Source organism: Streptomyces sp. SLBN-8D4 (assembly GCF_049739545.1).
Classification (GTDB): domain Bacteria; phylum Actinomycetota; class Actinomycetes; order Streptomycetales; family Streptomycetaceae; genus Streptomyces; species Streptomyces canus_C.
Genome location: NZ_JBMGQC010000001.1, coordinates 7,436,792 through 7,462,117 on the forward strand (window position 1 = coordinate 7,436,792; position 25,326 = coordinate 7,462,117).

The following is a 25,326-nucleotide window of genomic DNA, read 5'->3' on the forward strand; positions in this document are numbered from 1 at the left end:
GGGCCCACTTTGCCGTTCCCTTACCCGAGGGCCAAATGGGGGGCGAGTCGGCCGCCCCCCGTTCCGCAGGGCCTACGGCACCACCACGATCTTGCGGCCCACCCCCGCCGCGAACTGGTCCAGCGCCTGCGGATACCGGTCCAGCGGCAGGCGGTCGCTGATGAAGACGCCGGGGTCCAGTACCCCCGTCGCGAACAGTTCGGCCGCCCGCTCGAAGCTGTGCAGGACCGCCATGGAGCCGGTGATGGTGATCTCCTGGTTGTAGATGCGGTAGGGGTCGATCGTCACCCGCGTCGCGTAGTCGGCCACACCGAACTGGAGGAAGGTGCCCGCCTTGGCCACCCGGTCCAAGCCGTCCTGGATCGCCGCCGCGTTGCCCGTCGCGTCGATGACCAGGTCCCAGCCCTGCGGACGGTCCAGCTCGTCCGGGTTCGCGGCCGAGGCCGAGACGCCGAGCTTGCGGGCCGTCTCCAGTCGGGCCGGGTTCACGTCGACCATGTCCACGCTCGCCGCGCCGGTCCGCTTGGCCAGCTCCAGCATCATCAGGCCCATGGTCCCCGAGCCGTAGATCAGCACATGGGCGCCCAGGCGGGACTGGAGGACGTCGTAACCCCGGACCGCGCAGGACAAGGGCTCCACCAGTGCCGCGTCCTGGGTGCGGACGTGTTCGGGCAGCCGTACGCAGTTGGCCACGGGTGCGACGGCGAACTGCGCCGCGCCTCCTGCCGTGGTCACGCCGATCGCGGCCCAGCGTTCGCAGAGGTTGTTGTGGCCCGTACGGCAGTACCGGCACTCGTGGCAGTACAGGGACGGGTCCACTGCCACCCGGTCGCCGACCGCGAGCTCGGTGACCCGGGAGCCGACCCCGACCACCTCGCCCGCGAACTCGTGGCCCGGCACGATGGGCAGCTTCGGGGCGAACTCGCCCTGGAGGATGTGCAGGTCGGTGCCGCACAGGCCGCACGCGGCGACCTCGACGACGACCTCGCGCGGACCCGGCGTCGGGTCGGGGACCTCGGCGACGACGGCACGGCCCACGGACTCGATGACGGCGGCCTTCATTTCACGGCTCCAAGGGACAGGCCCTGGACCAGTTTGTCCTGGGCGGCGAACCCCGCGGCGAGCACCGGCAGGGAGATGACGAGCGACGCGGCGCACACCTTCGCCAGGAACAGACCCTGGCTGGTGATGAAGCCGGTCAGGAAGACGGGGGCGGTCTCGGCCACCACCCCGGTGAGCACTCTCGCGAACAGCAGCTCGTTCCAGCTGAAGATGAAGCAGATCAGGGCCGTGGCGGCGATGCCGGGCAGGGCGATCGGGGCGACCACGCGCGCGAGGATCGTCGGCAGGCGGGCGCCGTCCACGCGCGCGGCCTCGATCACCGCGACCGGGACCTCGGCGAGGAAGGACTGCATCATCCAGACCGCGATCGGCAGGTTCATCGACGTGTAGAGGATGACCAGCAGCCAGATGTTGTCGAGCATGTCCGTGTTCTTCGCGAACAGGTAGATGGGCAGCAGGCCCGCCACCACCGGGAGCATCTTGGTGGACAGGAAGAAGAACAGGACGTCCGTCCACTTCCTGACCGGGCGGATGGAGAGCGCGTACGCCGCCGGGAGGGCCAGGAGCAGGACGAAGAGGGTCGAGGCCAGCGAGGCGACCGTCGAGTTGATCAGCGCCGGCCAGGGGCTCGCGCCGCCGCCCGTGCCGAAGAACTCGCGGTAGCCGTCCAGGGTGAGGGCGGCGCCGAAGGAGGGCGGGTTGGTGGCCGCGTCCGTCTCCGAGTGGAAGGACGTCAGGGCCATCCACGCGATCGGCAGGAAGAAGACGATCCCCAGCAGCCAGGCCACCAGACCCAGGCCAAGTCCCTTGCGTTTCACGGCGATGGTGCTGCTCATGCGCGGCCGACCTCCTCACGGAACAGGGACGACACCACGCGCAGGGCGAAGGTCGCGATGATGATCGAGCCGATGACGACCAGGACGCCGGCGGCCGAGGCGAGGCCGTTCTCGTGGGCCTGGTAGAAGCTCTGGTAGACGGTGTAGGGAAGGTTGGCGGTCCCGAGGCCGCCGGAGGTGATCGTGAAGACGGCGTCGAAGTTCTGGACGATGTAGATCGAGCCCAGCAGAGCGCCCAGCTCCAGATACCTGCGCAGATGCGGGAGTGTCAGATAGCGGAAGATCTGCCAGTCGCTCGCGCCGTCCACCCGCGCGGCCTCCATCTGCTGCTGGTCGCGGCTCTGGAGGCCGGCCAGCAGGATGAGCATCATGAACGGGGTCCACTGCCAGACCAGGGACGCCTCGACCGCGAGCAGCGGGGTGTTGGATATCCAGTCCGGCTGTGGGCCGCCCACATAGTGCAACAACCCATTGAGCAGGCCGTATTCAGGGTTGTAGAGCACGTGTTTCCAGAGCAGCGCCGCTGCCACCGGGACCACCAGGAAGGGGGCGATCAGCAGGGTGCGGACCACGCCCCGGCCCTTGAAGCGACGGTCGAGGAGCAGGGCCAGGAGCAGTCCGAGGACCAGGCTGACCAGGACCACCGTCACCGTCAGCAGGACCGTCGTCCACACCGAGTGGCGCAGGTCGGCGTCGGTGAGGACGTCCCGGTAGTTGTCGACGCCGGTGAAGTGACGGGCCTTGGGATAGAGGGAGTTCCAGTCGAAGAAGGAGATCACCACCGTGGCCACGAAGGGCAGTTGGGTGACCACGATCATGAAGATCAGGGCGGGGAGCAACGGGGCGCGGGTGGCCCAGGCGCGCAGTCGGCCCGAGGGCTGCCGCGCGGTGCGTACGGGAGTGGTGGCCAGCGGGGCCGTGGTGGTCGTGGTCATCGTCCCTCGTACTCCTCGGAGATCTTCTCGGCGATCTGCTGGGACTTCTTCAGGGCCGACTCCACGGACTGGCGTCCGGCGATGGCCGCGCTGATCTCCTGGGAGACCCTGGTGCCGAGATCGGTGAACTCGGGGATGCCGACGAACTGGATGCCGGGCGCCGGGCGCGGCTGCACACCCGGGTCGTTCGGCCGGGCCTGCTCGATGGCCTGCTTGGTCATCTCCTGGAAGGCGGCGGCCTCCTTGACGTACGCCGGATTCGTGTACGTCGACGCCCGCTTGCCCGCCGGAACGTTGGACCAGCCGATCCGGTCGCCGACCAGCTGCTCGTACTCCTTGCTGGAGGCCCAGGAGACGAACTTCCAGGCCTTGTCGGGGTTGCGGGAGGCGTCCTGGATGCCCCAGGCCCAGGTGTAGAGCCAGCCGGAGGACCGGGTCTCCTGGACGGGAGCGGGGGCGTACCCCACCTTGCCCTTGACCGGGGAGCCCTTCGCCTCCAGGGAACCGGCCGCTGAGGTGGCGTCATACCACATGGCGACCTTGCCCTGGGTCATGTTGTTGAGGCACTCGGCGAACCCGGACTGGGCGGCGCCGGACTCACCGTGCTCGCGCACGAGGTCGACGTAGAACTTCGTGGCCTTCTCGAAGGCGGGCGAGTCGAGCCGGGCCTTCCAGCTCTTGTCGAACCAGGTGCCGCCGAAGGTGTTCACGACCGTGGTGAGCGGGGCCATGACCTCGCCCCAGCCCGGCAGGCCGCGCAGACAGATGCCCTTCATGCCGGGCTGCGCCCCGTCGGCCTTCGCCGCCAGGTCGGCCACCTGCTGCCAGGTGGGACGGGCCGGCATCGTCAGGCCCTTCTGCTCGAAGACGTCCTTGCGGTACATCAGGAAGGACGACTCGCCGTAGAAGGGCTGACCGTAGAGCTTGCCGTCGTCGCCGGTCAGCGACTGGCGCATCGGCGCCAGGACGTCCTTCTCGTCGTACGACGGGTCCTTGGCCACGTACGCGTCCATCCCGTGCAGCCAGCCGTTGCGGGCGTAGATCGGGATCTCGTAGTTCGACAGGGTCGCCACGTCGTACTGGCCGGCCTGGTTGGCGAAGTCCTGGCTGATCTTGTCGCGGACGTCGTTCTCGGGCAGGACGGTGAAGTTGACCTTGATCCCGGTCTCCTTGGTGAAGTGGGCCCTGGTCAGCTTCTGCAGCTCGGTCATCTGGGGGTTGTTGACCATCAGGACGTTGATGGCGTCACCGCCCGACCCCGCCCCGCCCGCTCCGACCCAGCAGCCGGAGAGCAGCGGGGCGAGCAGCGTCCCTGCGGCGGCCATGGCGAGCGTGGCTCGCGGTGGCCGTCGTCGGCTCTGGGTTCGCATGGATCGCTCCTGGACATAGAGGGATATAAAGGGCGCCTTGCGGCGAAAAGGCCCACGGATCAGGTCGGTCGGGACGTCAGACCCGGATGACCTGTGGTCCCAGCAGTGAGTACCGGTGCGCCTCGGAAGAGGGCAGCAGGGTGCTCGTCACGATCGCCTCCAGCGCGCCGATCTCCGCGAACCGGCAGAAGCTGACCGCGCCGAACTTGGTGTGCACACCGGCGAAGACCGTGCGGCGCGCGGCCCGGACGGCCTGCGCCTTGACCTCGCTGACGGCGGGGTCGGGGGTGGTGAGGCCGTGCTCGCGGGAGATGCCGTTGGCGCCGATGTAGGCGAGGTCGAGGACGAAGCCGGCCAGCATCTTGGTCGTCCAGTGGTCGACGGTCGCGAGGGTGCCGGGGCGGACCCGGCCCCCGAGCAGCAGGACGGAGGTGTTCTCGGCCTCGGCGAGGGCGCCGGCGACCGGAAGGGACGCGGTGACCACGGTCAGCGGCCGGTCCCGGGGCAGGGCCTCGGCGATGAGCTGCGGGGTGAAGCCCTCGTCGACGAAGACCGTCTCGGCGTCCCCGAGCAGCTCGGCCGCGGCGGCCGCGACCCGTCGTTTCTCGGGCACATGGCTGGTGGCCCGGAAGGCGAGCGTGGTCTCGAACCCCGCGCTCTCCACGGGGTAGGCCCCGCCGTGCGTACGGCGGACCAGACCGTGGTCCTCCAGGGCACGGAGGTCTCGGCGCACGGTTTCCTTCGCCACGCCGAGTTGGGTGGCGAGGGCGTTGACGTCGACGGAGCCGGTGGTGCGGGCGGTCCGTACGATCTCCCGCTGGCGTTCTTCCGCGGTACTGGTCATTCGGTCACCCGCCTTGCTGTGCTGTCTGCCCGTTCGGGCCGTCTGGGGGAAGTTCTACAGCGGGTGGGGTGTGGTGACCAGGTCTGTTACGGGAGTGATAGTGCCCGCGTGTGCCCGTTCGGGCGGGGCGGGCCCATGAGTTCGGGTGGTGCGGTTGTGTGGCGGCCGCGGGTGCGATGTGGCTGGTCGCGCAGTTCCCCGCGCCCCTGAGTGCGGCGCTGTCGCGCCTGCACTCAGAGATCTCCCCGTGCCCGGATGCACCCGCGGGCGGGCCCGTTCGGTGCCCGCCCGCCGTTGTCAGGGGTCTCTCAGTGCGGCCAGATCGGCGGGTCCGTCACGAACTGGCCGCCCAGGTAGGCGTGCCCCTCGTTGCCCTCCTGGAGCTCACCCTGCTCGGCGATCAGCTTCTCCGCGTACGGTTCCGAGTCGTCCTGCGGGTCGTAGCCGAGGGCGCGGGCGGTGGTCAGGTCCCACCACAGGCGGGTGTTGGCCGAGGAGCCGTAGACCACGGTGTGGCCGACCTGCTCGGCGGTCAGGGCCGCGTGGAAGAGACGGGCGCCGTCGGCCGGGCTCATCCACACCGAGAGCATGCGCACGCTGGTGGGCTCGGGGAAGCACGAGCCGATGCGCACCGAGACGGTCTCCAGGCCGTGCTTGTCCCAGTAGAACTGCGCGAGGTCCTCGCCGAAGGACTTGGACAGGCCGTAGAAGGTGTCCGGGCGGCGCGGGGTGTCGATCGGGATGAGCGGGTCGTCGCCCAGGGGTCGCGGGGTGTAGCCGACGGCGTGGTTGGAGGAGGCGAAGACGATCCGTCCGACGCCCTCCGCGTGCGCGGCCTCGTACAGGTGGTAGGTGCCCTCGATGTTCGCCTTGAGGATCTTCTCGAAGGGGGCTTCCAGGGAGATGCCCGCCAGGTGGATGATCGCGTCGACACCTCGTACCGCCTCGCGTACCGCGTCCTTGTCGGCGAGGTCGGCGACGATCGCGTCCGGCTCGCCCTCGACGGGGCGCAGATCGAGCAGGCGCAGGTCGTAGCCGTAGGCCGGGAGCAGATCCCGCATCAGGGTGCCGAGCCCGCCGGCGGCACCGGTGAGCAGAACGGTACGGGGAGCGGGCATCCGTGGGTCTCCTTGAAGGGCCTCATGAGTACGGTATTCACATTCGTGGACAAGTTAGGGATCGTGTCTTGGCTTCGTCAAGGGTGGCGCGATGAGAGTTCATAAATATAAACTCTGATCAGTATTCTGCATGCCACTCTAGGGAGAGCCTGTGACGCCGTCCGCCGACCTCGCCCATCGACTCGGCATCCCCAGCGGGCCGCTGTTCTTCCCCGTCACCGCCTACGGCCCGGACGGATCCGTCGACCTTGCCGTGTATCGCGCGCACGTACGCCGGGGCGTGGACGCCGGGGCCGCGGCCGTGTTCGCGTGCTGCGGCACCGGGGAGTTCCACGCGCTCACGCCCGAGGAGTTCGAGGACTGCGTCCGGGCGGCCGTCGAGGAGACGGCGGGGCGCGTCCCGGTGGTCGCGGGCGCCGGATACGGCACCGCGCTCGCCGTACGGTACGCACGGCTCGCCGAGGCGGCCGGCGCCGACGGGCTGCTCGCCATGCCGCCCTACCTCGTCGTGGCCGCGCAGGAGGGGCTGCTGCGGCACTACCGCGAGGTGGCCGCCGCGACCACGCTCCCGGTGATCGTCTACCAGCGCGACAACGCCGTCTTCACCCCGGAGACCGTCGTCGAACTGGCCCGCAGCGAGGGGATCATCGGCCTCAAGGACGGCCTCGGCGACCTCGACCTCATGCAGCGGATCGTCAGCGCGGTGCGCACCGAGGGACTCGGAGACTTCCTCTATTTCAACGGACTGCCGACCGCCGAGCAGACCCAGCTCGCCTACCAGGCCATCGGCGTCCCCCTGTACTCGTCCGCCGTCTTCTGCTTCGCCCCCGAGATCGCCCTCGCCTTCCACCGCGCGCTCAGCGACGGCGACCGGGCGACGGCCGACCGTCTGCTCGACGGCTTCTACCGTCCCTTCGTCGAACTGCGCGCGCGGGGCCGCGGGTACGCCGTCTCCCTCGTCAAGGCCGGTGTCCGGATGCGCGGCCTCGACGTGGGGGAGGTCCGGCCGCCGCTGCACGAGCCGGACGGGGATCATGTGAAGCAGCTCGCGGAGATCATCGAGCGCGGACACGCGCTGCTGGAGGAGGCACAGTGAAGGCGTCGACGTTCGTCTACCCCTGGGACGTCAACGGGGACCCGGAGGCCGCGGCCCGTATCGCGGGGCTCAGCGTGCAGCAGGCGACCCTCGCCGCCGCCTACCACTCCACACGCGCCCTGACCCCCCGCCACCCGCGCCACCGCATCGTCACCGCCGAGCACGCGGCCGTGCTGTACCCGACGGACTCCCGTTGGGACGGGCGTGCGCTGCGCCCCTACGCGGCCGGCGACTGGGCGCCCGGCGACGCCTTCGGCGAGGCGGCCGAGGCCCTGACGGGGGCGGGCCTCGAAGTGCACACCTGGGTCGTCCTCGCGCACAACTCCCGCCTGGGCGCCGAGCAGCCGGACACCTCCGTCGTCAACGCCTACGGCGACCGCTACCCGTGGGCCCCGTGCATCGCACAGCCCGCCACGCGCGCGTACCTCGTCGACCTCGCCGTCGAGGCGGCACTGCGCCCGGGCGCGGCCGGCACCGAGCTGGAGTCCCTCGGCTGGTACGGCCTCCAGCACCTGCACGCCCACGACAAGACCGGCGGGGTCCCGCTCGGCGACGCCGGGATGTACCTCATGGCGCTCTGCTTCTGCGGGACGTGCCGCGAGGGGTACGGCGACCAGGGGCTGGACCCCGACGCGCTCGCCGCCGCCGTACGGGCCGCGCTGGAGCCGCTGTGGCGGGGCGCGCCGGACGACGGGGGCTGGGCCGGGGTCGAGAAGCTGCTCGGCGCCGGGACGGCGGCGGCCACGCGCGCGTGGCGTGACGACACCGCCCGCACGCTCCAGGAGACGGCGGTGCGGGCGGTCCGCGCGGCCGCTCCCGAGGGCTTCCAGATCCTGCTGCACGCCGACCCCGTGACGTATCACGTCGGGGCCAATCCGGGCGTCGACCCCGAGCACATCCTGTCCGTCGCGGACGGTGTCGTCGTGCCCTGCGCGGGCGGACCCGACCTGCTCACGCCCTTCGCCCGGGCCCGTGCGGACGCGGTCGTCGCCGCCAACTTCCCCGTCGTCTCGGCGATGGGCGGCAGCCCGGGCACGCTCACCGCGGACGTGGCCCGCGCGAAGGAGTCCGGGGCGAGCGAAGTCCGGCTGTATCACGCCGGGTTGGCGTCGGACGGCGACCTGGAGGCGATCCGCTCGGCGCTGACCGGCCTCTGAAACAGCGGGACCGCCGCGGCGAGCCAGACCACGCCGAGGACGGCCGACAGCGGCCGCTGGTCGACCGGTCCGACCAGCGCCGCGCCCGCCGCGAGACCGAGCACGTTCGGGGTGTACACCAGGGTGTTGGCGGTGGCGACCGTACGGCCCAGCAGCGAGTCCGGGGTCGCGCGCTGCACGGCGGTGAGCGCGGCGATCAGCACACAGGGCAGACCCGCGCCGACGGCCGCGCTGCAGGCCAGGGCCAGCGGGTCGGAGGGGATCGCCCGCAGTCCGGCGGCCACGGCCGTCAGGGCGATGCCGTACGTGGCGAACCGGCGCTCGCCCAGTCGGCGCAGGGCGGGCCCGGAGACCAGCCCCACCGCCACGGAACCGGCGCCCTGGACGGCGTACAGCGCACCGGCGTAGGCGGGGGAGTGGCCGAGGCCGTCGATCACGGCGTACAGAAGCGCGCCGTTGAGCCCGGCGAGCAGCATGGTGGTGCCGCCGGCCAGGATCAGGGGGCGGAGCGCGGGGTGGGCCCACAGGTGGCGGGCGCCTTCGACGAACGGGGTGCGGCGGGACGGCTCGGGGCCGTCCTCCCGGACGCGCAGAGCGCAGGAGACCAGCGCGGCGAGCACGAACGTGGCCGCGTCCAGGAGTGCCACGGCGGGGCCGCCGTAGAGGGCGTAGAGGCCCGCTCCGGCCAGCGGTGCCACCAGCTTCATGCCCTCGGTGAGCGCGGTCCGCAGCCCGTTGAAGTCGCCGAGCAGGGCCGGGGCGACGGCGCCGGCGACCAGGGCCGACTCCGCCGCGTCCTGGACCACGCCCACGGCGCCGTACACGAAGAGGACCGTGAGGACGACCGCGACCCGCTCGGTGAGGAGAACCGGCAGCAGGGCCGCCAGCAGCAGGTTGCAGGAGGTGAGCAGCGGCTTGCGGCGGAGCCGGTCGGCGATCGTGCCGAGCAGCGGGCCCGCCAGGGTCGGTGCCCACATCGCGAGCATGCACAGCGCCGCAAGGCCGTTCGAGCCGGTGAGGTCCTTGACCCAGACGCCGGACACCAGCCACAGGGCCGAGGTGCCGAGGCCGGAGACGAGCACTCCCGTGAGACACAGCCTCGCGTTGCGGTCGTGGAGCACCGCCCATGTCTTCGTCATGCCTGGACATCGTGGGTCTAAGGCCCCCGCGGTGGGATGGGGCAGGTTCCCTACTTGTCGAGCGATGTCGAGTGATGTCGAGCGATGTCGAGCGATGAGTTTTCGCAGCGGCGACGGTCCACCCTTCACGACATCGCGAACCCCTAGGAGCACCGCATGACTGTCCCGCCCCTGGACTTCGGACCGCAGACCCAGGTCATCGCCCGGCTGGCCGAAGCCGTCACCGACGACCAGCTGGAGAACGCCACCCCGTGTCCGGAGTACGCGGTGCGCAACATGCTCGGCCACCTGCTCGGCCTCGCCACCGCGTTCCGTGACGCCGCCCGCAAGGACCTCGGCGCGACGACCGACACCCCGCCGACCGACTCCGTCCCGGACATCGGCCCCGGCCGGCGCGAGGAACTCCCGAAGGTCCTCGACGAACTCGCCGAAGCCTGGCGCGACCCGGCCGCCTGGACCGGCATGACCCGCGCGGGCGGTGTGGACCTGCCCGCAGAGATCGCCGCCGCCGTCGCCGTGGACGAACTGGTCATCCACGGCTGGGACCTGGCCCGCGGCACCGGACAGCCGTACGACCCGGACCCCGCCGCGCTCCGGGCGTCGTACGACTTCCTCCATGCCTCCGCCGAGGACCCGAGCCGGGACGCCATCTTCGGCCCGATCGTCCCGGTGCCCGAGGACGCGTCGCTGCTGGACCGGGCCCTGGGCCTGAGCGGGCGGAACCCGGGCTGGACTCCGTAGACGCCGGTACGAGAGTGCCGTAGAGGCACGGAAAAGGGCGGCGGGCGGCAGGCCCGGACCGTACGCTCCCGACCATGCCGCCCCTCAGTCTCACCGTCCTCGGTACCGCCTCCCCGCACCCGGCGCCGGGCCGCCCCTGCTCCGGCTATCTGCTGCGCGGCGGGGGCGCCGAGGTGTGGGTGGACGCCGGGCCCGGCACCTTCGCGGAATTGCAGCGGCACACGGACCCCTCCCGGCTCACGGCGATCTGGATCTCCCACCTGCACGCCGACCACAGCGCTGACCTGCTGTCCGCCGTCTACGCCTTCGCGTTCGGCGGACTCACCCCGCCGGCCCCGATCCCGGTGTACGCGCCGCCCGGCTGCGCCCACCGGCTCGCCGGGTTCTTCGGCCGGTCCGACGTGCGCTTCCTCGACGGCATCCTCGCCTTCCATCCCCTGTACGACGGCCACGAGGTCCGGCACTGGAACCTGCGGCTCGCCGCGCGGACCGTGGCGCACGACGTCGAGGCGTACGGGCTGCGCGCCGAGTGCGCCGGACGCGTGCTCGCGTACTCCGGGGACAGCGGACCCTGCGCCGCCCTCGTCGAACTCGCCGCGGAATCCGACGTGTTCCTGTGCGAGGCGGACATCGACCGGCATCGCGAAGGCGAACAGGTCCATCTGACCCCCGAGGACGCCGGCGACATCGCCCGCAAGGCCGGGGCGCGCGAGCTGCTCGTCACCCACGTCGGACCCACGCTCACCAGGGAGGCGGCGACCACACGTGCGGCCGCCGCGTTCGCCGGGCGCACCAGTACGGCCTTCGAGGGTGCCACCCGGCTCGTCTGACGCTCGTCCTCACCGCAACTTCAACTTCCTTTGCCAGAAGCATTGACGAAACATTGCGGCCCTCCCTACCTTCAACGCGTCGTACTTCGTACGTCATATATGAGACGCGATACGCGAGATCAGATACGCAAGATCCGATACGCGAGATCCGAGAGGCGCGCATGACCTCTGTGCCCACGCCGATCCCCTCCCGCACGCAGTACGTGCTGGAAGAGATCAAACGCCGCATCCTCACCGGGCGCCTGACGCCTGGTCAGGCCCTGGTCGAGACCGAACTCGCCGCACAGTTCGGGGTCTCCAAGACCCCGGTGCGCGAGGCGCTCAAGACCCTGGCCGGGACCGGGCTCGTCGTGATGAGCCAGTACAAGGGCGTCACGGTGCGCATGGTGGACGCGGACATGGCGCGCGAGGTCTACGACGTCCGGCTGCTCCTCGAACCCGAGGCGCTGAAGCGGTCCGTACGGCGCGGGGCCTCCCTCGACGCCGCACGCGACGCCCTGACCAAGGCCGACGACGCCACCGACACCGCCGAACGCTCCCTCGCCAACCGGGAGTTCCACCGCGCCCTCTACCTGCCCTGCGGCAATCCGCTGCTCGGCCGGATGCTCGACGAGGTCCGCGACCAGGCCGCCCTGGTCTCCGCGGTCGCCTGGGCCGCCTCGCCCTCCTGGGACCGGGAGGCCGGCGAGCACCGGGAGATTTTGCGGCTCGCCCTGGAGGGCGACGCGGACGGAGCGGCCCGCGCCCTGCACGCCCACATCGCGTCCTTCGTGGAACGAGCGTTCCCCGGAGTGCTGGACGAGGAAGGCCAGGAATGAGCAGCGAGACGTTCGAGACCCGGCGGGCTGCCCTGGCCGACGTGGTGGCGATCCCGGTGACCCCGTTCGCCGAGGACGGCACCGTCGACCAGGACACCCACCGGGCCCTGCTGCGTCGGCTGCTCGACGGAGGGATCACCACCCTCACCCCCAACGGGAACACCGGCGAGTTCTACGCCCTGAGCCCCGAAGAGCGGCGCCTGATCACGGAGTTGACCGTCGAGGAGGCCGGGGAGCGGGCGAACGTCCTCGTCGGCGTCGGCCACGACGTCCCCACCGCCGTGGCCTCCGCCCGCCACGCCCGCGAGCTCGGTGCCGGGATGGTCATGGTCCACCAGCCCGTCCACCCCTATGTCTCGCAGGGCGGCTGGATCGACTACCACCGCACGATCGCCACGGCCGTCCCGGAACTCGGGGTCGTCCCGTACATCCGCAACGCCCAGCTCAGCGGTGACCGCCTCGCCGAACTCGCCGACGCCTGCCCGAACGTGATCGGCGTGAAGTACGCCGTCCCGGACGCGGCCAAGTTCGCCGCCTTCGCCCGGGACGCGGGCCTCGAACGCTTCGTGTGGGTCGCCGGGCTCGCCGAGCCCTACGCGCCCTCCTACTTCTCGGCGGGCGCCACCGGCTTCACCTCCGGGCTCGTGAACGTCGCCCCCGCCGTCTCGCTGAACATGATCGAAGCGCTTCGATCCGGCGACTACCCCGCCGCCATGAAGGTCTGGGAGCAGATCCGCCGCTTCGAGGAACTCCGCGCGGCCAACGGCTCCGCCGACAACGTCACCGTCGTCAAGGAGGCCCTCGCCTCCCTCGGTCTGTGCCGCCGTGACGTACGCCCGCCGAGCCGCGAGCTGCCCGAGACCGAGCGTGCCGAGGTCGCCGCGATAGCCGCCGGGTGGTCGATATGACGGACAGAGAGCGCATGCGGCCCAAGGACCTGCGGAGCCACCAGTGGTACGGCACCGAGGGCCAGTTGCGCACCTGGTCGCACAACGCCCGGATGCGCCAGCTCGGTTACGAGGCCGAGGAGTACCAGGGCCGCCCGGTGATCGCCGTCCTCAACACCTGGTCCGACATCAACCCCTGCCACGTCCATCTGCGCGAGCGCGCGGAGGCGGTCAAGCGGGGAGTGTGGCAGGCCGGCGGCTTCCCGCTGGAATTCCCGGTCGCCACCCTCTCGGAGACCTACCAGAAGCCCACCCCCATGCTCTACCGCAACCTGCTCGCGATGGAGACGGAGGAGCTGCTGCGGTCGTACCCCATCGACGCGGCGGTGCTGCTCGGCGGCTGCGACAAGTCGACGCCGGCGCTGCTCATGGGCGCGGCCTCGGCCGATGTCGCCTCGCTCTTCGTGCCCGCGGGGCCGATGCTGCCGGGGCACTGGCGCGGCGAGACCCTCGGGTCCGGCACCGACATGTGGAAGTACTGGGACGAGCACCGCGCCGGCAACCTGACGGACTGTGAACTGCGGGATCTCCAGGGCGGGTTGGCGCGTTCTCCGGGCCACTGCATGACCATGGGGACCGCGTCCACGATGACCGCCGCGGCGGAGACCCTCGGCATGACCCTGCCGGGTGCCTCCTCGATCCCGGCCGTCGACTCCGCGCACGAGCGGATGGCCGCGGCCTCCGGGCGCCGCGCGGTGGAGCTCGCCTGGACCGGGCTCAGGCCGTCCGAGATCCTCACCCGCGAGGCCTTCGAGGACGCCGTCACCACGGTGCTCGGACTCGGCGGCTCCACCAACGCGGTCATCCACCTGATCGCGATGGCGGGACGCTGCGGGGTCACGCTCACCCTCGACGACTTCGACCGCATCGCCCGCACGGTTCCGGTGCTGGCGAACGTGCGGCCCGGCGGACAGACGTACCTCATGGAGGACTTCCACTTCGCCGGCGGCCTGCCCGGCTTCCTCTCCCGGATCACCGACCTGCTCCATCTGGACCGGCCGACCGTGAACGGCACCCTGGGCGAGCAGTTGGAGGGTGCGGTCGTCCACAACGACGACGTCGTCCGCACCCGCGACAACCCGGTCGCGGGCGAGGGCGGGGTCGCCGTCCTGCGCGGCAACCTCTGCCCGGACGGCGCCGTCATCAAGCACATCTCCGCCGAACCGCACCTGCTCAAGCACACCGGTCCCGCGGTCGTCTTCGACGACTACAAGTCCATGCAACGCACCATCAACGACCCGGAGTTGAACATCACCGCGGACAGCGTGCTGGTGCTGCGCAACGCCGGGCCCAAGGGTGGCCCCGGCATGCCCGAGTACGGCATGCTCCCCATCCCCGACCACCTGCTCAAGCAGGGTGTACGCGACATGGTCCGCATCTCCGACGCCCGGATGAGCGGCACGAGCTACGGCACATGCGTGCTGCACGTGGCGCCCGAGTCGTACGTCGGCGGCCCGCTGGCCCTCGTCCGGACGGGGGACAGCATCACCCTCGACGTCGAGGCACGCTCCCTCCGACTCAACGTCGACGACGAGGAGTTGGAACGCCGACGCACGGAGTGGACGGCGCCGCCCACCCGCTACGAGCGCGGCTACGGCGCCCTCTACAACGACCAGATCACCCAGGCGAACACCGGCTGTGACTTCGATTTCCTGGCCGGGCAGGGCAAGGTCCCAGACCCTTACGCAGGGTGACTTGACCCACCTTTAGGGGCGCGGGGAACTGCGCGACAAGCCACAACGCACCCGCACCAGCCACGCAAACAGCAAGTGGTATCCCACGCATAGCGAGAAAGCGCTTACCGAACCACGAACGCAAGCCGTACCGAGAACGGAGACCCTGTCATGGCCCAAGCCGCAGCCGTGGCGAAACCGCCCGCGCCACCCCGGCGGCGGCGCCGTGCCTCCGCCACGCCGCGCAGGCTGCCGTACCTGCTGATCGCGCCGGCGGCCCTGCTGATGCTGGGCTTCATCGCCTACCCGGTGATCAGCGTCTTCTACTACAGCCTCCAGAACTACAACCCCACCAAGCCATGGCGGAACGGCTACGCGGGCTTCGACAACTTCGTCCAGATCTTCACCAAGGACCCCCAGTTCTGGGACACGCTGACCTTCAGCGCCAAGTGGGTCTTCGTCGAGGTCGGCCTCCAGCTGCTCTTCGGCCTGGCGCTCGCGCTGATCGTCAACCAGACCTTCGTGGGCCGGGCGGTGGGCCGCGCGCTCGTCTTCTCCCCGTGGGCCGTCTCCGGCGTGCTGACCTCCGCGATCTGGGTGCTGCTCTACAACTCCCAGACCGGCGTCACCCGTTACCTCGCCGACATGGGCATCGGCTCCTACGGCACCAGCTGGCTGTCGGACACCTCCACCGTCTTCTCGGCGGCGGTCGTCGCCGACCTGTGGCGCGGTGTCCCCTTCTTCGCGATCCTCATCCTCGCCGACCTCCAGTCCGTCTCGAAGGACCTGTACGAGGCCGCCGAGGTCGACGGGGCCAGCCGGATCAAGCAGTTCTGGCACATCACGCTGCCCCATCTGAAGGACGCGATCATCCTGTCCACCCTGCTGCGCGCGGTGTGGGAGTTCAACAACGTCGACCTGCTCTACACCCTGACGGGCGGCGGACCCGCGGGGGAGACGACCACCCTCCCGCTCTATATCGCCAACACCAGCGTCGACGCCCACAACTTCGGCTACGCGTCCGCCCTGACCACGGTCGCGTTCGTGATCCTGCTCTTCTGCTCGATGGTGTATCTGCGGCTGAGCAAGTTCGGAGGCGGTTCCAAGTGATCACCGAGGAAGCCACCGAGACCGCGCCCGCACCCGTGCGCCACGAGCCGGAGCCGCCGCGTCCCGCCAAGCGCCGCCGCTCCTGGGACGAGGTCCCGCGCCGGCACATCTACCTGCCGCTGTCGATCTACCTCGTCTTCACGCTCATCCCCTTCTACTGGATCCTCCTCTTCGCGCTGCGCCCGGCCGGCTCGACCTCGCTCGTGCCCTGGCCGATCACCTTCGACCACTTCGAGAAGGTGTGGACGGAGCGGGCCTTCGGCACCTACTTCGAGAACAGCGTGTACGTCGGCCTCGCCACCCTGGTGATGACGACCCTCGTCGCGCTGGCCGGCGGCTACGCCCTGGCCCGGTTCGACTTCAAGGTCAAGAACGCGTTCATGCTGGCGCTGCTGTGCTCGCAGTTCGTGCCGGGTGCGCTGCTGCTGGTGCCGTTGTTCGAGATCTTCGCCGAGCTGAAGATGATCAACTCGCTGGGCAGTGTCATCATCGCCGAGACGGTCTTCCAGCTGCCGCTGTCGATGATCCTGATCAGCAACTTCATCAAGAACGTGCCGTACTCCCTGGAGGAGGCGGCCTGGGTCGACGGCTGCAACCGGATGACGGCCTTCAGGATCGTCGTCCTTCCGCTGCTCCGTCCCGGCCTGATCGCCGTCGGCTCCTTCGCCTTCGTGCACTCCTGGAACCACTTCCTGTTCGCCCTGATGTTCCTCAACAACCAGGACAAGCAGACGATCCCGGTCGGTCTCAACACCCTGATGAGCGCCGACAGCGTCGACCTCGGCGCGCTGGCCGCCGGCGGCATCATCGCGGCGGTACCCGTCGTGATCGTGTTCGCCTTCATCCAGAAGTGGCTGATCACGGGCTTCAGCGCGGGGGCGGTGAAGGGATGAGACTCCGTCGGATCAGCGGAACGAACGCGTCGGGCGCCCCTGGGCCGACGGGTGACGGCCATGTCCACACGGTTGCCTGCCGGACCGGGGTGCCGGGACCGTCCGGGGCCGCGCCGGTGAGCGCCGCGCCAGGGTGGACCGGCGCCGGGGCACGAGGCCGGCGGTGCACGTGGAGCGGGAAGGGGCTCGGGGCCGGTCATGGGGCCATGGGATTCCGCGCCCGCTCGGTCGCCGGTCGGTGGCCGTGGGCCGCTGACATCGGTCGGGGCGTCGCGTCGGTCTGCCGGGGCCCGATCCTCCCCTGGCGCGCCTCGGCCGTCGTGTCCGGCGGGGAGGTGACGTCGAAGTGAGAATCCGTCGGATCGCGATGGGGGGCGCGGTGCTGGGCCTGGTGGGTGTCGTCGTGCGGGCCGAGGGGCGGGCCGTGGGCCGTGTGCTCCTGAGGAAGAACGACGCCGGGGTGTCCGGTACCCCTGCCGCGGCGGCCGGCCGGGCTCGCACCGAGACGGCCGCCGGGCGTTCCGCGGGCGCGCGGGAACAGCGCGTCACCGCGTCCGACGCGGGTCCCCGGGAGGGGCACGTCGCCGGTTCCGGCGGGGGTGGTCGGGTCCACCCTGTCCCAGCGTCCAGTGTGAGTGGCCGGGAGCCGTCCGTCTCAACCCCCGGCGGGGGTGATCGGATCCAGCCTGTCTTCGGTTCCGGCGTGGGTGGTCGGGAGCCGTCGGTCTCCGCGTCCGGCGTGGGTGGTCGGGAGCCGTCGGTCTCCGCGTCCGGCGTGGGTGGTCGGGAGCCGATCAAGAGCTGGAACAGCAGTGCCCCGCACCAGAGCGGCACCCTCGGCAGCGAGCGTGACCTCGCGGCGGACGCCGACCGGCCGCCTACCCTGCACACAAAGATCGACAGCGCCGAGGCGGCCGACCGACAGGTGGCGCGCGGCGCGGGCGCAGGGAGGATCCCATGAGCACCGCAGACATCGTCCTGGCGGGCGCGCGCGGCCACGGCCGCTGGCACCTGGAGAACATCCGTCGGCTGCAGGACAAGGGGATCGTACGGCTGGCGGGGATCTGCGAGCTGACCCCGCTGACCGGCGACGAGATCCCCGAAGGCCTGGGCGCACCCGAGCAGTCCGCCGACTTCGGCGCGCTCCTCGACTCCACGGGCGCCCGGATCGCGGTGATCTGCACCCCGATCCCGACCCATACGGACCTCGCGCTCGAAGCGGCCCGGCGGGGCGTGCACATCCTGCTGGAGAAGCCCCCGGCGCCCTCGTACGCCGAGTTCAGCCGGATGGCCGACGGGGTCGCCGCGGCCGGGGTCGCCTGCCAGATCGGCTTCCAGTCGCTGGGCTCGCACGCGGTGCCCGCGATCCGTGAGCTGGTCGAGGAGGGCGCGATCGGCGAGGTGACCGGGATCGGCGGGGCCGGTGCCTGGGCGCGCGCCGAGGCGTACTACCGGCGGGCGCCCTGGGCGGGCAAGCGGCGGATGAACGGCGTCGACGTGATCGACGGCGTGCTGACCAACCCCCTCGCGCACGCCGTCGCCACCGCGCTCGCCCTGAACGGCACCACCCGCGCCCAGGACGTCAGCCGTATCGAGACCGAGCTGCTGCGCGCCAACGACATCGAGTCCGACGACACCTCCTGCGTCCGCCTCACCACCGCGAACGGCATCCCGGTCGTCGTCGCCGCGACCCTGTGCGCCGAGGACCCCGACGAGCCGTATGTCGTCGCGCACGGCAGCCACGGCCGGATCACCTACTGGTACAAGCAGGACCGCGTGCTGCTCCAGCGGGCCGGCCACGGCCCCGAGGAGTACGAGTACGGCCGTACCGACCTGCTGGAGAACCTGGTCGACCACGTCACCGACGGCGACGACCTGCTGGTGGTCCCGGAGGTGACGGGCGCCTTCATGAAGGTCGTCGAGGCGATCCGGCTGGCCCCGGACCCGACCCCGCTCCCGGCCACGGCCTGGCACCTGCTGCCCGACGAGGAGCGCAGGGTCGTCCCCGGCATCGACGGACTCGTCGCGGCCGCCGCCGACAACCTCGCCCTCTACTCCGAGCTGGGCGCCGACTGGGCCCGGCCACACGTCGCGAACGAGGTGAGTACATGACGACCCCCGATTCCCCGGTCCTGCGTGTCGCGGGCCGCCCGGTCGGCCGCTACGTCACCCGGCCCGAGCTGCCCGCCCGGCTCTCCCCGCGCCCCTATCTGCACCCTGTCACCACCCTGGCCGGCACCGCGGTCACCGAACTCGGCCCCGCCGACCACATCCACCACCTCGGCGTCGGTGTCGCTGTTCCCGACGTCGAGGGGCACAACTTCTGGGGCGGCCGCACCCATGTGCGCGACCGGGGCCCGACCGAGCTCGACAACCACGGCGCCCAGCGCCACCACTCCTTCCAGCTCCGCGACCCGGACGGCTTCGTGGAGGAGTTGCGCTGGGTAGCCTCGGGAGCTGAGCTGCTGCGCGAGCGACGCACGGTCGCGGCCACCGAACTGACCGGCTCGGCCTGGGCGTTGGACTTCACCTTCTCCCTCACCAACGTGACCCGGGAACCCCTGTCGATCGGCAGCCCGGCCACCAACGGCCGCCCGGGCGCGGCCTACGGCGGCTTCTTCTGGCGGGCCCGCAAGGAACAGCACACGCCGGACGTCTTCACCGTCGACCGCGAGGGCGAGGCCGCGGTCCACGGCACCCGCGCCGCCTGGGTCGCCCTCTCCGGCGCCGGCTGGACCCTCGTCTTCGCCGGCGCCACCGACCGGACCCGCCGTGACCCGTGGTTCGTGCGCGCCGAGGAGTACCCGGGGGTCGGCTCCTCGCTCGCCCACGACGCGAGGCTGCCGATCCCGCCCGGCGAGACCGTCGTACGGCGGATCGTCACCGTCGTCGCCGACGGGCGGCTGTCCCGGCTCGAAGTGGCGGCCCTGGTACGGAAGGCGGTCAGCCAGTGACGTACACGAACCCCGTCCTGAACGCCGACTGGTCCGACCCCGATGTCGTCCGCGTCGGCGACGACTTCTACCTCACCGCCTCCAGCTTCGGGCGGGTCCCCGGCCTGCCGCTGCTGCACTCCCGCGACCTCGTCAACTGGACCCTGATCGGCCACGCCCTCGAACGCCTGGAACCGGCCGGGGAGTTCACCAAGCCGCGGCACGACTGCGGGGTCTGGGCACCGTCTCTCCGGTACCACGACGAGCGGTTCTGGATCTTCTGGGGCGACCCCGACCAGGGCATCGTCCAGATCAACGCCCCCGGGATCAGGGGCCCTTGGACCCGCCCGCACCTCCTCAAGTCCGGCAAGGGCCTGATCGACCCGTGCCCCCTGTGGGACGAGGAGAGCGGCGAGGCCTACCTCGTGCACGCCTGGGCCAAGTCCCGCTCGGGCGTCAAGAACCGCCTCACCGGGCACCGGATGGACCTCGACGGCCGCGAACTCCTCGACGAGGGCAAGGTGATCATCGACGGCGACCGGATACCGGGCTGGTTCACCCTCGAAGGCCCCAAGCTGTACCGGCACGACGGCTGGTTCTGGATCTTCGCGCCCGCCGGGGGCGTGGAGACCGGCTGGCAGGGCGCCTTCCGCTCGCGCGGGTTCTTCGGCCCGTACGAGGAGAAGGCCGTCCTGGAGCAGCAGGACACCGACGTCAACGGCCCGCACCAGGGCGGCTGGGTGCGCACGCCGGCCGGCCAGGACTGGTTCCTGCACTTCCAGCAGAAGGGCGCCTACGGCAGGGTCGTCCACCTCCAGCCGATGCGCTGGGGGGAGGACGGCTGGCCGGTGCTCGGCGATGAGGGCGCCCCCGTCGCCGTGCACGAGAAGCCCGATCTGCCACCGCAGTCGCAGGCCGCGCCCGCCACCGGCGACGACTTCCCCGGCGGACGCTTCGGCCGCCAGTGGCAGTGGACCGCCAATCCGCAGCCCGGTTGGGCCACCCACCACTCCGGGGACGGACTGCGGCTCACCTGCGTCCGCTCGGCCGACGCGCACGACCTGCGCACACTGCCGAACGTCCTCACCCAGCGGCTGCCCGGCACGCCCTCGGCGGTCGAGGTGGAGCTGCGACTGCACAGCGAGGAACCGGGGGCGCGGGCCGGTCTCGCCGTCCTCGGGGACGCCTTCAGCTGGATCGGGCTCCAGCGCGGGGCCGACGGGAGCGTCCAGCTCGTGCACCGGTTCGCCGAGGGCGTCGCCGAGCGGGAACGGGACGCCGAGCATCCGCGACCCGCCCCCGCCGAAAAGGTACGGCTGCGGATCGAGATCGGCGCGGGCGCGCGCTGCCGGTTCCTCCACGACCTCGGCGACGGCCCGCGGCCCTCCGGACCCGTCTTCGCCGCCACCCCCTGGCGCTGGGTCGGAGCCCTGCTCGGACTGTTCGCGCTCGCGCCCGTCGGAGGAGGACACGCCGGCGCGGCAACCTTCTCGCACTTCAGGATCGACCCCCTGTAACGCACCGCACCCGTAAGCCTGTTGGGAGCCGCAATGACGCAGCACCTCCATAGCAAGCGCTTGCAGAGACCGGGACACGGCACGGTCCTGGCCGCTGTGCTCGGCCTGGTGGCCGCGCTGAGCCTCGGAGTGATCGGGCAGGCCAAGGCCGTCGCCGCCGAGAAGGCCCCGGTCGACCGCTGGAGCGACGCGGCCCACGGCTTCGCCTCCCTCGCCGGCGGCACCACCGGAGGGGCCGGCGGCAAGGTCGTCACCGTCACCGACCAGGCCTCGCTGGCCGCCTACGCGGCGGCCGAGGAGCCGTACGTCATACGGGTCTCAGGCGCGATCGCCGTCCAGCCCTTCGGCTCGGACATCGTGGTCGGCTCCGACAAGACGATCATCGGCGTCGGCGACACCGGCGAGATCGTCCACGGCGAGCTGCATCTCGACCCCGGCACGCACAACGTGATCATCCGCAACCTGACCATCCGCGACTCGTACGTCGAGGGCGACTGGGACGGCAAGACGACCGACTTCGACGCGATCCAGATGGACACGGCCGACCACGTCTGGATCGACCACAACCGCTTCGAGCACATGGGCGACGGGCTGCTCGACATCCGCAAGGACAGCCAGTACATCACCGTCTCGTACAACCAGTTCCGCAACCACAACAAGGCATTCGGGATCGGCTGGACCACCAATGCGCTGACCCAGATCACCATCGACCACAACTGGTTCACCGGGACCAAGCAGCGCAACCCGTCCGCCGACAACTGCGCCTACGCCCACCTCTACAACAACTACCTCTCGGCGCAGGTGGCCGACGGGGACCCGGTGTGGACGTACGGGAACTGGTCGCGCGGCCGGACGAAGATGGTCATCGAGAGCAGCTACTACGACGGGGTCCGGCATCCCTACCAGGCGGACACCACCGCTGAGTTGGTGCAGCGCGGGTCCGTCCTGAAGAACACGACCGGGCGAACGGACGAGTGGGGTACGGCATTCGACCCGCGGTCCTTCTACGCCTACCGGCTGGACCCGGCCGGCGCGGTGCCCTCGCTGGTGTCGAGGTTCTCCGGCCCGCAGCAGCGGATCGGGGTGACCCTGCACGTCCCCGGCGACTACCCGGCCGTGCAGGCCGCCGTGGACGCCGTGCCCGACGGGAACGCCCTGCCGGTGACGATCGCCGTCGCGCCGGGTACCTACCGCGCCAAGGTGTACATCCCGGCGACCAAGCCGAAGATCGTGCTCCAGGGGACTGGACAGGACCGGTCCGACACCGTCATCGTCTACGACACCCCCGCCGAGTACGGCGGTTCGACGGGCAGCGCGACGGTCCGGATCGCCGCGAACGACGTCACCGCCCGCCACCTCACCTTCAGCAACGACTTCGACGAGGCCGCGGTCGAGCTGAAGGGGGAGCAGGCCCTCGCGATGAAGACGACCGGCGACCGGATCGTCTTCGAGGACACCGCCTTCCTGGGCAACCAGGACACCCTGATGACCGACAGCCCCAAGCTGGACGTCATCAGCCGGGTCTACCTCCGCGACGCGTACATCGAGGGCGATGTCGACTTCGTCTACGGCCGGGCGACGACCGTGATCGAGCGGTCCGTGATCCGGGCGCTGAGCCGGGGCTCGGACTCCAACAACGGCTACATCACGGCCGCTTCGACCTGGACGGGCAACCCGTACGGGTTCCTGATCACCCGGTCGAAGATCGTGAGCGACGCCCCCGACCGGACCTTCCACCTGGGGCGGCCGTGGCACCCGGGCGGCGAACCCGCCGCCGTGGCCCAGGTGGTGATCCGCGACACCGTACTGCCGGCCGCGGTGAAGAGCTCGCCGTGGACCGACATGAGCGGGTTCTCCTGGAGGGACGCGCGGTTCGCCGAGTACCGCAACGCCGGGCCGGGCGCGGCCCCGAGCGCCGACCGGCCGCAGCTCGACGCCGCCGACGCGCGGACGTACACCGTCGCGAACTACCTCAAGGGCACGGACGGCTGGGCCCCCCACGCCCGCCACTGACTTCCCCCCACGACTTCATGTCTCCGCTGGAATCAGAAGAAGAAGAGAGCCGATCAATGAAGATCAGTATCCGCAGAAGCAGGCGCGCGGCCATAGCCGTCGCCCTCGGATCCGTCCTGGCGCTGACCGCCACCGCCTGCGGTGACGACGGCAGTGGCGCCGGCGGTGACAAGGGCGGCGAGGGCAGCGGCAAGGGCAAGATCGTCTTCTGGGACAACAACGGCGGTGTGCGCACCGACATCTGGAAGGAGATCATCGCCGACTTCCAGAAGGCGAACCCCGACGTCAAGGTCGAGTACGTCGGCATCGCGTCCACCGAGTACCAGTCCAAGGTCGACACCGCCATCCAGGGCGGCGGCCTGCCGGACGTCGGTGGTGTCGGGGCCGCCATGCTCGCCGGGTTCTCCGCGCAGAAGGCGCTGGAGCCGCTGGACGACCGGCTCGCCAAGTCCTCGCTGAGCGGCAAGCTCAACGAGGACATGGTCGCCTCGCTGAAGGCGGCCGGGGGCGGTGACGGAACCCTGTACTCGGTCCCGACCTCCGCCAACAACGGGGTGCTGTACTACCGGACCGACCTGTTCAAGAAGGCCGGCCTGGACGAGCCGACGACCTGGGACAAGTTCTACGAGGCCGCCCAGAAGCTCACCGCGGCCAAGAAGAACGAGTTCGGTTACACCATCCGCGGCGGTGCCGGGTCCATCGCGCAGGCCCTGGACGCGATGTACGGGCAGAGCGGGATCACCTCGTTCTGGAACGGCGACAAGACCACGGTCAACGACCCGAAGAACGTGGCGGCGCTGGAGAAGTACGCGGCGCTGTACAAGAAGGACACCCCCGCGGCCGACCTCAACAACGACTTCACCAAGATGGTCGCGCAGTGGGACTCCGGCACGATCGGCATGCTGAACCACAACCTGGGGTCGTACCAGGACCATGTGAAGGCGCTCGGGGTCGACAAGTTCCGGGGCATTCCGCAGCCGATCGGTGCCGCGGGCAAGCGGGTGCAGGTGTCCAACCCCGTCGACGGGCTCGGGGTGTTCAAGAGCTCGAAGAACAAGGACGCCGCCTGGAAGTTCATCGAGTTCGCCACCTCGCACGCGGAGAACTCGAAGTTCAACAAGGCCGCCGGGCAGGTGCCGTCCAACAACGAGGCGGCGGGGGACGCGTGGGTCTCCGAGGCGGAGCCCACGAAGCTGGCGGCGGCCGCGCTGACCGACGGTTCCACGACCATCGTGCAGTTGCCGTACTACCTGCCCGACTGGAACACCATCTCCAAGGCGGACAACGAGCCCAACTTCCAGAAGGTGCTGCTGGGCGACATGAGCGCCAAGGACTTCCTGAACACCATGGCCGACCAGCTGAACAAGGCCCAGGCGGAGTGGAAGGAACAGAACGGCTGAGAACTCGGGTGGTTGTTGTCGTGGGGAGCTGCGGGTCCGTCGTGGCTGGTCGCGCAGTTCCCCGCGCCCCCAGTAGGAAAGGTCACGTACGTTGTCACTCACTCGTAGACAGGTAACCGTGGCGGCGCTTGCCGCCGTGCCTGTTGCCTTCTGTGCGACCGGTACCGCTCAAGCCAAGGAACAGCGCACCCTCTACATCGCCGGTGATTCCACCGCCGCCCAGAAATACGCCGACGCCGCTCCCGAGACCGGGTGGGGTATGGCACTGCCCTTCTTTCTGTGCAAGGACCTGCCGGTCGCCAATCACGCGGTGAACGGACGGAGTTCGAAGAGCTTCGTCGACGAAGGGCGGCTCGACGTGATTCTCGGGCTGATCAGGCCCGGAGACGTCCTTCTCGTCCAGTTCGCGCACAACGACGAGAAGTCCGAGGATCCGACGCGGTACACCGAGCCGTGGACGACGTACCAGGACTACCTGCGCCGGTACCTCGACGGAGCCCGCGCCAAGGGTGCCCGGCCCGTGCTGGCCACGCCCGTCGAGCGGCGGCGGTTCGACGCGCAGGGAAACGCCGTCACCAGTCACGGCGAGTATCCGGCCGCCATGCGTGCCCTCGCCCAGGACGAACGCGTCGCCCTGCTCGACATCCAGGCCCTGTCGCTCGCTCTGTGGCAGAGGCTCGGCGTCGAGGAGACCAAGAAGTACTTCAACTGGACCGCGACCGAGCAGGACAACACGCACTTCAATCCGCCCGGTGCCATCGCGGTGGCGCGTCTGGTCGCCGGTGAACTGCTGCGGCACCGCGTGCTGGCGCCCCGGGACGTGCGCCGGCTCGACGAACGGATCCCGGAGTCCTGGATCACCTGGCCGTCCTCGGCCACCGCCTGACCCTCCCC

General features: G+C 70.6%; 23 protein-coding genes. 16 read left to right on the top strand and 7 right to left on the bottom strand.

Going from position 1 to position 25,326, the window contains the following annotated elements; genetic code table 11:
• Nucleotides 1-72: 72 nt before the first annotated feature.
• The 6 genes from RKD20_RS33775 to RKD20_RS33800 all read right to left on the bottom strand — a co-directional run bounded on the left by RKD20_RS33775 (nt 73) and on the right by RKD20_RS33800 (nt 6,165).
• Nucleotides 73-1,062, bottom strand: a complete 990-nt coding sequence (locus tag RKD20_RS33775) for a zinc-dependent alcohol dehydrogenase family protein (protein ID WP_424881013.1) — start codon at nt 1,060-1,062, stop codon at nt 73-75.
• Complete coding sequence (locus tag RKD20_RS33780; protein WP_424881014.1) at nt 1,059-1,898, bottom strand: carbohydrate ABC transporter permease; 840 nt, start codon at nt 1,896-1,898, stop codon at nt 1,059-1,061. Before RKD20_RS33780 ends, RKD20_RS33775 begins: the two co-directional genes overlap by 4 nt.
• Nucleotides 1,895-2,833 carry a carbohydrate ABC transporter permease gene (locus RKD20_RS33785; protein WP_424881015.1) on the bottom strand — a complete coding sequence of 313 codons (939 nt, stop codon included), beginning with the start codon at nt 2,831-2,833 and terminating at the stop codon, nt 1,895-1,897. Before RKD20_RS33785 ends, RKD20_RS33780 begins: the two co-directional genes overlap by 4 nt.
• Entirely contained in the window at nt 2,830-4,203 is a 1,374-nt protein-coding gene (locus RKD20_RS33790; RefSeq protein WP_424881016.1) for an ABC transporter substrate-binding protein, read from the bottom strand. Before RKD20_RS33790 ends, RKD20_RS33785 begins: the two co-directional genes overlap by 4 nt.
• A gap of 76 nt (nt 4,204-4,279) precedes the next feature.
• Nucleotides 4,280-5,047, bottom strand: a complete 768-nt coding sequence (locus RKD20_RS33795) for a DeoR/GlpR family DNA-binding transcription regulator (RefSeq protein ID WP_424881017.1) — start codon at nt 5,045-5,047, stop codon at nt 4,280-4,282.
• Between the two features lie 308 nt (nt 5,048-5,355).
• The gene (locus RKD20_RS33800) at nt 5,356-6,165 is read right to left on the bottom strand and encodes an NAD-dependent epimerase/dehydratase family protein (protein WP_424881018.1); all 810 of its coding nucleotides are present in this window, start codon (nt 6,163-6,165) and stop codon (nt 5,356-5,358) included.
• Between the two features lie 151 nt (nt 6,166-6,316).
• On the opposite strand from RKD20_RS33800, the gene RKD20_RS33805 reads away from it, so the two are divergent.
• Nucleotides 6,317-7,261: a 5-dehydro-4-deoxyglucarate dehydratase gene (locus RKD20_RS33805; protein ID WP_424881019.1), complete on the top strand. Its 945-nt coding sequence runs from the start codon at nt 6,317-6,319 to the stop codon at nt 7,259-7,261.
• Entirely contained in the window at nt 7,258-8,418 is a 1,161-nt protein-coding gene (locus RKD20_RS33810) for a hypothetical protein (protein WP_424881020.1), read from the top strand. Before RKD20_RS33805 ends, RKD20_RS33810 begins: the two co-directional genes overlap by 4 nt.
• On the opposite strand, the gene RKD20_RS33815 is transcribed toward RKD20_RS33810, so the two are convergent.
• Nucleotides 8,355-9,557, bottom strand: coding sequence for an MFS transporter (locus RKD20_RS33815; protein WP_424881021.1), 1,203 nt, complete (start codon nt 9,555-9,557; stop codon nt 8,355-8,357). The genes RKD20_RS33810 and RKD20_RS33815 overlap by 64 nt on opposite strands.
• A 156-nt stretch (nt 9,558-9,713) precedes the next feature.
• Between RKD20_RS33815 and RKD20_RS33820 the strand changes: the two genes are divergently transcribed.
• The 14 genes from RKD20_RS33820 to RKD20_RS33885 all read left to right on the top strand — a co-directional run bounded on the left by RKD20_RS33820 (nt 9,714) and on the right by RKD20_RS33885 (nt 25,318).
• Nucleotides 9,714-10,298 carry a TIGR03086 family metal-binding protein gene (locus tag RKD20_RS33820; RefSeq protein ID WP_424881022.1) on the top strand — a complete coding sequence of 195 codons (585 nt, stop codon included), beginning with the start codon at nt 9,714-9,716 and terminating at the stop codon, nt 10,296-10,298.
• 74 nt (nt 10,299-10,372) lie between these two features.
• Nucleotides 10,373-11,128, top strand: coding sequence for an MBL fold metallo-hydrolase (locus tag RKD20_RS33825; RefSeq protein ID WP_424881023.1), 756 nt, complete (start codon nt 10,373-10,375; stop codon nt 11,126-11,128).
• A 161-nt stretch (nt 11,129-11,289) separates the two neighbouring features.
• A complete protein-coding gene (locus RKD20_RS33830; RefSeq protein ID WP_424881024.1) occupies nt 11,290-11,946 on the top strand; it encodes a GntR family transcriptional regulator in 657 nt (218 codons plus the stop codon).
• Nucleotides 11,943-12,854, top strand: coding sequence for a dihydrodipicolinate synthase family protein (locus tag RKD20_RS33835; protein WP_424881025.1), 912 nt, complete (start codon nt 11,943-11,945; stop codon nt 12,852-12,854). The genes RKD20_RS33830 and RKD20_RS33835 overlap by 4 nt, the downstream gene beginning before the upstream one ends.
• Nucleotides 12,851-14,587: an L-arabinonate dehydratase gene (gene araD / locus RKD20_RS33840; RefSeq protein ID WP_424881026.1), complete on the top strand. Its 1,737-nt coding sequence runs from the start codon at nt 12,851-12,853 to the stop codon at nt 14,585-14,587. The genes RKD20_RS33835 and araD overlap by 4 nt, the downstream gene beginning before the upstream one ends.
• Nucleotides 14,588-14,737: 150 nt before the next feature.
• The gene (locus RKD20_RS33845) at nt 14,738-15,676 is read left to right on the top strand and encodes a carbohydrate ABC transporter permease (RefSeq protein ID WP_020121424.1); all 939 of its coding nucleotides are present in this window, start codon (nt 14,738-14,740) and stop codon (nt 15,674-15,676) included.
• Nucleotides 15,673-16,569 carry a carbohydrate ABC transporter permease gene (locus tag RKD20_RS33850; protein ID WP_424881027.1) on the top strand — a complete coding sequence of 299 codons (897 nt, stop codon included), beginning with the start codon at nt 15,673-15,675 and terminating at the stop codon, nt 16,567-16,569. Before RKD20_RS33845 ends, RKD20_RS33850 begins: the two co-directional genes overlap by 4 nt.
• Nucleotides 16,570-16,915: 346 nt before the next feature.
• Nucleotides 16,916-17,530 (top strand): hypothetical protein, encoded by a 615-nt coding sequence (locus RKD20_RS33855; protein ID WP_424881028.1) that lies wholly within the window; start codon nt 16,916-16,918, stop codon nt 17,528-17,530.
• Entirely contained in the window at nt 17,527-18,681 is a 1,155-nt protein-coding gene (locus tag RKD20_RS33860) for a Gfo/Idh/MocA family protein (RefSeq protein WP_424881029.1), read from the top strand. Before RKD20_RS33855 ends, RKD20_RS33860 begins: the two co-directional genes overlap by 4 nt.
• Nucleotides 18,678-19,523, top strand: a complete 846-nt coding sequence (locus tag RKD20_RS33865; RefSeq protein ID WP_424881030.1) for a PmoA family protein — start codon at nt 18,678-18,680, stop codon at nt 19,521-19,523. The genes RKD20_RS33860 and RKD20_RS33865 overlap by 4 nt, the downstream gene beginning before the upstream one ends.
• On the top strand, nt 19,520-21,019 hold the full coding sequence (locus tag RKD20_RS33870; protein WP_424881031.1) for a family 43 glycosylhydrolase: 1,500 nt from the start codon (nt 19,520-19,522) through the stop codon (nt 21,017-21,019). Before RKD20_RS33865 ends, RKD20_RS33870 begins: the two co-directional genes overlap by 4 nt.
• A 33-nt stretch (nt 21,020-21,052) precedes the next feature.
• Nucleotides 21,053-23,032 (top strand): pectinesterase family protein, encoded by a 1,980-nt coding sequence (locus RKD20_RS33875; RefSeq protein ID WP_424881032.1) that lies wholly within the window; start codon nt 21,053-21,055, stop codon nt 23,030-23,032.
• A 56-nt stretch (nt 23,033-23,088) separates the two neighbouring features.
• Nucleotides 23,089-24,432, top strand: coding sequence for an ABC transporter substrate-binding protein (locus tag RKD20_RS33880; RefSeq protein ID WP_424881033.1), 1,344 nt, complete (start codon nt 23,089-23,091; stop codon nt 24,430-24,432).
• A gap of 91 nt (nt 24,433-24,523) precedes the next feature.
• Nucleotides 24,524-25,318 (top strand): rhamnogalacturonan acetylesterase, encoded by a 795-nt coding sequence (locus RKD20_RS33885; RefSeq protein ID WP_424881034.1) that lies wholly within the window; start codon nt 24,524-24,526, stop codon nt 25,316-25,318.
• The last annotated feature ends 8 nt before the right edge of the window (nt 25,319-25,326 follow it).

What these genes read in the sequence shown, in the direction of transcription:
- RKD20_RS33865 (WP_424881030.1), top strand. Translation starts at nt 18,678, where the DNA reads ATGACGACCCCCGATTCCCCGGTCCTGCGTGTCGCGGGCCGCCCGGTC.
- RKD20_RS33775 (WP_424881013.1), bottom strand. Translation starts at nt 1,062, where the DNA reads ATGAAGGCCGCCGTCATCGAGTCCGTGGGCCGTGCCGTCGTCGCCGAG.
- RKD20_RS33795 (WP_424881017.1), bottom strand. Translation starts at nt 5,047, where the DNA reads ATGACCAGTACCGCGGAAGAACGCCAGCGGGAGATCGTACGGACCGCC.
- RKD20_RS33815 (WP_424881021.1), bottom strand. Translation starts at nt 9,557, where the DNA reads ATGACGAAGACATGGGCGGTGCTCCACGACCGCAACGCGAGGCTGTGT.
- RKD20_RS33820 (WP_424881022.1), top strand. Translation starts at nt 9,714, where the DNA reads ATGACTGTCCCGCCCCTGGACTTCGGACCGCAGACCCAGGTCATCGCC.
- RKD20_RS33790 (WP_424881016.1), bottom strand. Translation starts at nt 4,203, where the DNA reads ATGCGAACCCAGAGCCGACGACGGCCACCGCGAGCCACGCTCGCCATG.
- araD (WP_424881026.1), top strand. Translation starts at nt 12,851, where the DNA reads ATGACGGACAGAGAGCGCATGCGGCCCAAGGACCTGCGGAGCCACCAG.
- RKD20_RS33875 (WP_424881032.1), top strand. Translation starts at nt 21,053, where the DNA reads ATGACGCAGCACCTCCATAGCAAGCGCTTGCAGAGACCGGGACACGGC.
- RKD20_RS33780 (WP_424881014.1), bottom strand. Translation starts at nt 1,898, where the DNA reads ATGAGCAGCACCATCGCCGTGAAACGCAAGGGACTTGGCCTGGGTCTG.
- RKD20_RS33835 (WP_424881025.1), top strand. Translation starts at nt 11,943, where the DNA reads ATGAGCAGCGAGACGTTCGAGACCCGGCGGGCTGCCCTGGCCGACGTG.
- RKD20_RS33880 (WP_424881033.1), top strand. Translation starts at nt 23,089, where the DNA reads ATGAAGATCAGTATCCGCAGAAGCAGGCGCGCGGCCATAGCCGTCGCC.
- RKD20_RS33800 (WP_424881018.1), bottom strand. Translation starts at nt 6,165, where the DNA reads ATGCCCGCTCCCCGTACCGTTCTGCTCACCGGTGCCGCCGGCGGGCTC.
- RKD20_RS33825 (WP_424881023.1), top strand. Translation starts at nt 10,373, where the DNA reads ATGCCGCCCCTCAGTCTCACCGTCCTCGGTACCGCCTCCCCGCACCCG.
- RKD20_RS33785 (WP_424881015.1), bottom strand. Translation starts at nt 2,833, where the DNA reads ATGACCACGACCACCACGGCCCCGCTGGCCACCACTCCCGTACGCACC.
- RKD20_RS33860 (WP_424881029.1), top strand. Translation starts at nt 17,527, where the DNA reads ATGAGCACCGCAGACATCGTCCTGGCGGGCGCGCGCGGCCACGGCCGC.
- RKD20_RS33845 (WP_020121424.1), top strand. Translation starts at nt 14,738, where the DNA reads ATGGCCCAAGCCGCAGCCGTGGCGAAACCGCCCGCGCCACCCCGGCGG.
- RKD20_RS33830 (WP_424881024.1), top strand. Translation starts at nt 11,290, where the DNA reads ATGACCTCTGTGCCCACGCCGATCCCCTCCCGCACGCAGTACGTGCTG.